Source organism: Streptomyces sp. yr375, from assembly GCF_900110755.1.
Lineage (GTDB): Bacteria > Actinomycetota > Actinomycetes > Streptomycetales > Streptomycetaceae > Streptomyces.
This window is the reverse complement of the sequence record NZ_FOFF01000072.1, coordinates 20,708-27,708: the sequence shown is the minus strand read 5'-3', so window position 1 is coordinate 27,708 and position 7,001 is coordinate 20,708. Positions and strand designations below refer to the sequence as shown.

At 71.3% G+C, this 7,001-nt stretch carries 7 protein-coding genes; all 7 read right to left on the bottom strand.

The genetic code is table 11. The features are described 5' to 3' along the window. Positions 1 to 294 (bottom strand): helix-turn-helix domain-containing protein (locus BMZ82_RS37385; RefSeq protein ID WP_143098986.1); only part of this gene is annotated, 294 nt, incomplete at its 3' end. A 42-nt stretch (positions 295 to 336) separates the two neighbouring features. Next, the gene (locus BMZ82_RS37380) at positions 337 to 738 is read right to left on the bottom strand and encodes an SH3 domain-containing protein (RefSeq protein WP_093781859.1); all 402 of its coding nucleotides are present in this window, start codon (positions 736 to 738) and stop codon (positions 337 to 339) included. A 142-nt stretch (positions 739 to 880) separates the two neighbouring features. Further along, a complete protein-coding gene (gene rbsD / locus BMZ82_RS37375) occupies positions 881 to 1,270 on the bottom strand; it encodes a D-ribose pyranase (RefSeq protein ID WP_093781858.1) in 390 nt (129 codons plus the stop codon). After that, the gene (locus tag BMZ82_RS37370) at positions 1,267 to 2,169 is read right to left on the bottom strand and encodes a ribokinase (RefSeq protein WP_093781857.1); all 903 of its coding nucleotides are present in this window, start codon (positions 2,167 to 2,169) and stop codon (positions 1,267 to 1,269) included. The genes rbsD and BMZ82_RS37370 overlap by 4 nt, the downstream gene beginning before the upstream one ends. Before the next feature lie 81 nt (positions 2,170 to 2,250). After that, positions 2,251 to 4,221 carry an ABC transporter permease/substrate-binding protein gene (locus tag BMZ82_RS37365; RefSeq protein ID WP_093781856.1) on the bottom strand — a complete coding sequence of 657 codons (1,971 nt, stop codon included), beginning with the start codon at positions 4,219 to 4,221 and terminating at the stop codon, positions 2,251 to 2,253. After that, positions 4,211 to 5,740, bottom strand: a complete 1,530-nt coding sequence (locus tag BMZ82_RS37360) for a sugar ABC transporter ATP-binding protein (protein ID WP_093781855.1) — start codon at positions 5,738 to 5,740, stop codon at positions 4,211 to 4,213. Before BMZ82_RS37360 ends, BMZ82_RS37365 begins: the two co-directional genes overlap by 11 nt. After that, positions 5,737 to 6,813, bottom strand: coding sequence for a LacI family DNA-binding transcriptional regulator (locus BMZ82_RS37355; protein ID WP_093781854.1), 1,077 nt, complete (start codon positions 6,811 to 6,813; stop codon positions 5,737 to 5,739). Before BMZ82_RS37355 ends, BMZ82_RS37360 begins: the two co-directional genes overlap by 4 nt. Between the last annotated feature and the right edge of the window lie 188 nt (positions 6,814 to 7,001).

Here is a 7,001-nt window from a genome sequence, read left to right as displayed (position 1 = left end):
GACCAAGGCTTCGACCTGCTCGTCCGTGATCTTCCGCGGCGCCCCCGACCGCGGCCGGTCCACCAGGCCCTCCAGCCGGTCCGCGGCGAACCGGGAACGCCACTTACGCACCGTCTCCCGCGAGATGCCCAGGTCATCCGCGACTCGCGCGTTCGACCGGCCGTCCGCGCACGCCAGCACGATCCTCGCCCGCAGTACGAGTGCCTGAGACGCGGTCTGCTTGCGCAACCAGCCCCGCAGCACCCGGCGTTCGTGACCGGACAGCTCCAGAGGCAAGGGCTTCGGACCAGGCATCACCCCACCCTACAACCGCAAACGAACTAACGACTCAGGACACTAGCAGTGCGGAAGCTGCTGCTTCCAAGTACCTGGGCCCCCGGTGTCCAGGTACCAGTCGTTGACGTAGCCCCAGGAACTGGCGGTGGAGACCCGCATCCAGTAGCGGTAGCCGTGGCCGTCCGCGTCCGGGTCGCCGGTGGTCCAGCACTCGACCTCCAGCCACTGCCCGTTGCCGTAGCGGGCCACCGCCGTCGCGCCGTAGCGCGGCTCGGTGCGCATCACCAGGGCCGAGCCCGCGTCGATGCCGATCACCTGCGCGCAGCGGGCCGGGTCGCCCGGCCCGGCGCCGGGACAGGCGCGCGGCGCGGCCTGCGCGGGCGAGGCCGCGAGCACACCGGCTCCGACGAGCAGGGCGGTGGCCGCCCCCGCGACGGCCGCCGCCCCGAACCGCGACTTCAACAGCCGTGACCGCAGCGATCCTGACCTCGATGGCCGTGACATCTGCATCGGTTCCTCCGTTCGATTGCCACGGTCACCGACCCTGCCACCGAACGGAGCGCCGCACATCCTGTGAAGTCTCAGGGTGCGGATCGGGACGGGATCAGAAGAACACCCCGCACCGCAGCAGTACGTTCGCGTACGGCCGTGCCTCACCCGTGCGCACCACCAGCCGCGCCCCCGCCGACAGCCTCTTCAACTCCTCGTGCGAGACGAACGTCAGCTCCGCGAAGTGCCCCGCCAGCAGTTCGGCCGCCGCCGGATTCGCCTCCCGGACCTCCGCCGCCGCCGTCGCGCCCTCCACGACCAGCTCGGCGAGCAGCCCCTCGACCACCTCCGCGAACGACGGCACCCCCGCCCGGAACGCGAGGTCCACGACCCGGGGACCGTCCGGTATCGGCATACCGGCGTCACACACCAGCACCCCGTCCCCGTGCCCCAACTCGGCCAGCGCCCCGGAGAGATGACGGTTGAGAATCCCGCCCTTCTTCATAGTGCGGCCACCTCCTCAACCGTCGGGAACGACTCCTGCGCCCCCCGTCGCGTCACCGCCGCCGCCCCGACCCGCGCCGCGTACGCCGCCGCCTCGGCCAGGGACGACCCCGTGCCCAGCTTCCACGCCAGTGCCGCCGTGAAGGAGTCGCCCGCGCCCGTCGTGTCCACGGCGTCCACCCGCACCGACGCCACCCGCGCGACCCCCTCCGCCGACGCCACCAACGCACCCTCCGAACCCAGCGTCACGACCACCGACTTGGGTCCCTTCGCGAGCAACGCCCGTGCCCAGTCCTTGGGTTGGTCACCCGCCCCGGCCTCGCCCAGAATCACCCGCGCCTCATGCTCGTTGACGATCAACGGGTCGCACGCCGCCAGCACTTCGGCCGGCAACGGGCGCGGCGGCGACGGGTTCAGCACGAAGCGGCTGCCCGGCGCCAGACTCCGTACGACCTCCACGACCGTCTCCAACGGAATCTCCAACTGGGCCGACACCACCCGGGAGGTGCGGAAGAGACTGGCGGCGGCCCGTACGTCCACCGGCGTCAGACGCCCGTTCGCGCCCGGCGACACCACGATGCTGTTGTCGCCCGACGGGTCCACGGTGATCAGCGCGATCCCGGTCGGCGCCCCGCCCACCAGCACTCCCACCGTGTCGACCCCGGCCGCCCGCTGCGAGTCGAGCAGCAGCCGGCCGTACGCGTCGTCGCCGACCCGCGCCAGCAGGGCCGTACGGGCCCCGAGGCGGGCCGCCGCGACGGCCTGGTTCGCGCCCTTGCCGCCGGGGTGGACGGCCAGGTCGCCGCCCAGAACCGTCTCACCGGCACCCGGACGCCGCTCGACGTCGATCACCAGGTCGGCGTTGGCCGACCCTACGACCAGCAGGTCGTAGTCGTACATGAAGCACTCCTCGCCGATGCCAATTGTCAGCAACCCATTGCCAGTTACCGGTTATCGGTTGCCAGTCAGGTGTCACATGTGTCAGCCGCTGAAACCGGCCACGTTCCCCTTGGTGACCACCTTCACCGGCACCTTCACCGTCTCCTCGACCTTCTTGCCTTGCAGCGCGTCCAGCGCGTTCCGCACGGCGATCCGGCCCAGTTCCGACGGCTGCTGCGCCACGGACGCGTACAACGTGCCGTTCTTGACGGCCGTCAGCCCGTCCGGGGTGCCGTCGAACCCGATGACCTGGACGGACGTGCCCGCCTTCGCGCCCAGCGCCTTGATCGCGCCGAGCGCCATCTCGTCGTTGGCGGCGATGACGCCCTGGACGTCCGGGTGGGCCTGGAGCAGGTTCGCCATCACGTCGAGCCCCTTGGTGCGGTCGAAGTCGGCCGGCTGCTGGGCCAGGACCTGGATGCCCGGGTAGGCCTTCAGCCCCTTGGCGAACCCTTCCGCCCGCTCCCGCGCCGCCGACGTACCGGCCTGCCCCTGGAGGATCACGATCTTGCCGCTGCCGCCCAGCTTCTCGGCGACCGTCCGCGCCGCCAGCACACCGCCCGCCACGTTGTCGGAGGCGACCAGCGCGGCCACGGCGGCCTTGTTGACGCCCCGGTCGACCGCGACGACCGGGATCTTCGCCTGGTCGGCGGCGTTCACGGAGTTGCTCGCCGCGTCCGAGTCCACCGGGTTGACGATGATCGAGTCGAAGCCGGAACTGGTGAAGTTCTGCAACTGGTTGGCTTGCTGGGAGGCGTCGTTCTGCGCGTCGGTGACCGTCAGGTCCACGCCCAGCTTCTTCGCCTCCGCCTTCGCGCCCGACTGGATCTGCACGAAGAACGGGTTGTTGAGCGTGGACAGCGCGAGCCCGACCTTCGGGTTCGCCGTCGCCGAAGTACCGCCGTGCAGGAAGGAGGTCGCGCCGACGATCGCCACGGTCACCACCGCCGCCAGCCCGTACGTCGCCGCCTGCTTCCCCTTGCCGCCGCCGAGAGCGCCGCCGAAGCCGCCCCCGGCACCCGCCGCCCCCGGCGACGACCCCGCCTTGCGCCGCACGGTGTCCAGCAGCACGGCCAGCGCGATGACGACACCGATGACGACCTGCTGCCAGAACGCGGACACGGACAGCAGGTTGAGGCCGTTGCGCAGCACCGCCAGGATCAGCGCGCCGATCAGGGTCCCCGACGCCTTGCCCGTACCCCCCGCGAGGGACGCCCCGCCGATGACGACCGCCGCGATCGCGTCCAGTTCGTAGCCGTCGGCCGCCTGCGGCTGCGCCGAGGACAGCCGGGAGGCGAGCACGACGCCCGCCGCGGCGGCGAACACACCGGACAGCGCGTAGATCGCGAGCTTCTGCCGCTTCACCCGCAGCCCCGACAGCCGGGCCGCCTCCTCGTTGCCGCCGATGGCGTACATCGAACGGCCGATGTAGGTCCGGCCGAGCACGAACGCCGCGATCAGCCCCATCACGACCATGACCAGCACCGGCACCGGCAGCCAGCCGCCGAGCGTGTCCCCCAGGTGCGAGACCGAGTCGGGGAAGGCGATCGGCGAGCCCTCGGAGATCACCAGCGACAGACCACGCGCCACCGACAACATCGCGAGCGTCGCGATGAACGGCGGCAGCTTCCCGTACGCGATGAGGAAACCGTTCACCAGACCGGCCGCGACACCCGTGACGACGGCCAGGACCACGGCTATGGCCACCGGCACGCCCTGCTGCGTCGCGCTCCACGCCAGCACGGTGGCCGACAGCGCCGCCACCGAGCCGACCGACAGGTCGATGCCCGCCGAGACGATCACGAAGGTCACGCCGAAGGCGAGGATGGCCGTCACGGCCGCCTGGACGCCCACGTTCAGCAGGTTGTCGGTGGTCAGGAAGTCGCCCGACAACGCCGACATGGCGATGACGAGGACGATGAGCGCGCTCAGCGCGCCGTTGTCGAGCAGGAGCCTGCGGATCCCGGAGACGCCACTCGCGCCCGTCGTGCTCAGATGCGTCTCAGTGGCCACGGTGGCCCTCCACAGCGGTAGTTGCCTGGGTCGGTGTGCTGACGGCGAGTGCCATCACGGAGTCCTGCGTGGCCTGGCCCGCCGGCAGCTCGCCGGCGATCCGCCCCTGGGCCATCACCAGCACCCGGTCGCTCATGCCGAGCACCTCGGGCAGATCGCTGGAGATCATCAGGACGGCGGCCCCGGCGGCCGTCAGTTCATTGATCAACTGGTAGATCTCGACCTTCGCGCCGACGTCTATCCCGCGCGTCGGCTCGTCGAGGATCAGCACCTTGGTGTCGGCCAGCAGCCACTTGCCGATGACGACCTTCTGCTGGTTGCCGCCGGACAGGGTGCGCACCTGCTGGCCGAGCCCGGCCATCCGCACGCCGAGCTGCTCGGCGATCCGCGCGGCGGCGACGTGCTGGCCCTTGAGGTCGACGACCCCGCCCCGGGTCGCGGCCCGCATGGTCACGAGCCCGAGGTTCTCCTCGACCGACTGGTCGAGCACCAGCCCCTGACCCTTGCGGTCCTCGGGCACCAGCCCGATCCCGGCGGCCATCGCCGCGCTGACGTCGTACCCGCGCAGCCGCTCGCCCCCGACCCGCACGGCTCCCCGGTCGTAGGGGTCCGCCCCGAAGACGGCCCGTACGACTTCGGTACGACCCGCGCCGACCAGCCCCGCGACGCCCACCACCTCACCGGCGCGCACCTCGAAGCTGACGTCGTGGAAGACGCCGTCCCGCGTCAGCCCCTCGACGGACAGCAGCGCGGCGCCCGCCTCTGCGCGCTCCCTCGGGTACTGCTGCTCGATGGAACGGCCCACCATGAGCCGTACGAGCTCGTCCTCGGGCGTGCTGGCGGGCACCTGGCCGACGGACTTCCCGTCCCGGATGACCGTGACCCGGTCACCTAGGGCGGCGATCTCCTCCAGGTGATGCGTGATGAAGACGATGCCGACGCCGTCCTCGCGCAGCCTGCGCACGATGCCGAAGAGCTTCTCGACCTCCTCGGAGGTCAGCACGGCCGTCGGCTCGTCCATGATCAGCACGCGCGCGTCCAGGCTCAGCGCCTTGGCGATCTCGACCATCTGGAGCCACGCGATGCCGAGTTCACGCACGCGCGCGCGTGGCGACACGTTCACCCCGACCCGCTCCAGCAGGACGGCGGCCTCGGCCTCCATCCGCTTGCGGTCGATCATCCCGAAGCGGCGCGGCTGCCGTCCCAGGAAGATGTTCTCGGCGACCGTCAGATCGGGGACGAGGTTGAACTCCTGGTAGATCGTGGCGATCCCGAGGCGCTCGGAGTCCTGCGCGCCATGGATGCGCACCTCCTCGCCGCCGGCCAGGATCCGCCCGGCGTCGGGCGTGTAGGCGCCGGAGAGCATCTTGATGAGGGTGCTCTTGCCCGCGCCGTTCTCACCGAGCAGCACATGCACCTCGCCTTGGCGCAGGTCGAAGTCGACGCCGTCGAGCGCGACCACCCCGGGGAAGGTCTTGCGGATGCCTTCGATGCGCAGCAACTCGTCCACGCTGCTCACGACTCACTCCTGTTCGTCACGGGGAACGGCTCGGGGGAGGGTTCGGGGGACGGCTCGTGGGGCGGCTCGGTCGAGGCAGCCGGCGGCTCGCCGCACGAGCGGCGCACCACGAGCCGGGCGGCGAAGGTGACGGACCGCGGGGGCCGCCCCTCGATCCGGTCGACCAGCGCCCGCACCGCGGCCCGCCCCAACTCGCCGGTCGGCTGGGCGATCGCGGTGACCGGCGGATCGGTGTGCACGAACCACGGGATGTCGTCGAACGCGGCGAGCGCGAGATCGTCCGGAACACGCAGCCCACGCGCGCGTACGGCGTCCAGCGCACCCAGTGCCATCAGGTTGTCGGCCGCGAAGACGACCTCGGGCGGCGCGGGCAGGTCGAGGAAGCCCTCGGTGACCCGGCGCCCGCTCTCGGCCTGGAAGTCGCCCTGCCCGATGTAGGCGTCCGGCAGGGGCAGCCCGTACTCGGCCATGGCGGCGCGGAAGGCCTCCACGCGCTCGCTGCCGGTCGTGGTGGCCGCCGGGCCCGCGATGATGGCGAGCCTGCGATGCCCCAGCCCGTGCAGATGCGCTACCAGGTCCCGTACCGCCGCGCGGCCGTCCGCCCGGACCACCGGCACGTCCAGGCCCGGGATCCACCGGTCGACGAACACCATCGGCGTCCCCCCGCGCGCGGCGTCCAGCATCAGCGGCGAGCCGCCGTCCGTGGGGGACACCAGGAGCCCGTCGATACGGCGGTCCAGCAGCGTCCGTACGTGGTGGTCCTGGAGGTCGGGGCGCTCGTCGGCGTTCCCGATGATCACGCTGTAGCCGAGCGCCCTGGCCGCCTCCTCGACGGACCGGGCCAGCTCGGTGAAGTACGGGTTCATCACATCGCTGATGACCAGGCCGAGGGTGCGGGTCTGGTCGGTGCGCAGCGACCGGGCGACGGCGTTCGGGCGGTAGCCCAGCGCCTGGACGGCGGCCAGCACGCGTGCGCGTGCGTCGGCGCTGACCGACGGATGCTCGTTCAGGACGCGCGACACCGTGGCGACGGAGACCCCCGCCGCGGCAGCGACGTCCTTGATGCTCGCCATCGCCGGCCCACCTCCTCGTGGATACGCATGGACACGCATGGACACGCATGGAATCGATTACATCGACGTGTACGAAGGATTGGAATCGATTACACGGAGGTAAATCAAGCCTCCGGCGTGGCTGAAACCGGATCGTGATGAACGGAGCCGCGGGTGGATCTAGGCTGCCTCTACAGGCATCGGATGAC

What these genes read in the sequence shown, in the direction of transcription:
- BMZ82_RS37370 (WP_093781857.1), bottom strand. Translation starts at nt 2,169, where the DNA reads ATGTACGACTACGACCTGCTGGTCGTAGGGTCGGCCAACGCCGACCTG.
- rbsD (WP_093781858.1), bottom strand. Translation starts at nt 1,270, where the DNA reads ATGAAGAAGGGCGGGATTCTCAACCGTCATCTCTCCGGGGCGCTGGCC.
- BMZ82_RS37355 (WP_093781854.1), bottom strand. Translation starts at nt 6,813, where the DNA reads ATGGCGAGCATCAAGGACGTCGCTGCCGCGGCGGGGGTCTCCGTCGCC.